We start from the raw sequence: 1,116 nt of genomic DNA on the forward strand, positions 1-1,116 counted from the left end.
CGGCCGGCACCGGCCGCGGGCCGCGGACGCTGCCGGGCGGGCCCGCGGGCCGGGAGGCGGGATCCGGGTCGGGCCGGGAGGCGGGGTCCGGATCCGGCCGGGAGCCTGCGCGGGAGCCGGGTGGGGAGTACGGATCCCGCGAGCCGGGCTGGGAGTCCGAGCGGGACGCGCGGTGGGAATCCGAGCGGGACGCGCGGTGGGAATCCGAGCGGGACGCGCGGTGGGAATCCGAGCGGGAGGCGGAGTGGGCGCCCGGGCGGGACGGTGACTTCCCGCCCAGACGGGATACGGGGTGGGAGTCCACGCGGGNGGCGGAGTGGGCGCCCGGGCGGGACGGTGACTTCCCGCCCAGACGGGATACGGGGTGGGAGTCCACGCGGGACGCCGACGCGGAGTCGCGGGGCGCCGACGCGGAGTGGGGATCCGCGCCGGACGAGGAATGGCGGCCCACGCGGGACGAGGAGTGGCCGCCCACGCGGGACACGAGACGGGAGCCCGCGCGGGACGAGGAGTGGCCGCCCGCGCGGGACGCCGGGTGGGAGGCCCGGCCGGAGCCGCGCCGCGAGGCCCGGCCCGACCCGCGCGAGGAACGCAAGGAAGACGACGGCAGGGACGCCGATGCCGACGGCTACGGCGACGGCGACGGTCCGTGGACGGCCGACGGCGAGGACGAGAGGAGACGGCCGTGACCGTGGTGCGCCTCGACCTGCGGCGCGACCGGTCCGGCCCGGGCGGGCCGGAGGCGGCGGTGCGGCGGGCCGCGGACGAGCCGGACGCGGGCGGCGGACGGCGGTTCCTGGTCATCGACCACGCCGCCGACCTGATCGGCCACCAGGGCCTGTACGAGCGGCTGTTCGCCCACGCGATGGTGCCCACGCTGTGCCTGGCCGTCGGCGTGCCCGGGCCGCGGCCGGGCACGGCGGGGCCGGGCCCGGACGGCCTGGACGCGCCGGGCCCGGGGACGGCCGGTCCGGCGGCGGACTACCCGGCGACGGACTACTCGGGCGTCGGCGATCCGGCGGCGGACTACCCCGCCGCCGGCGAGTGGGCGGCCGACGACCTGGCGGGTACCGGCCCGGCCGGTGGCGGCCTCGCGGGGGCCGGCCGCGCGGGACG

General features: G+C 80.7%; 1 pseudogene. It reads left to right on the forward strand.

The window, feature by feature from the left end:
• Nucleotides 1–685 precede the first annotated feature (685 nt).
• A pseudogene (locus tag RKE29_RS30030) lies at nucleotides 686–1,116 on the forward strand (hypothetical protein); the annotation flags it as partial.

This window comes from Streptomyces sp. B1866 (genome assembly GCF_031932565.1).
GTDB lineage: Bacteria > Actinomycetota > Actinomycetes > Streptomycetales > Streptomycetaceae > Streptomyces.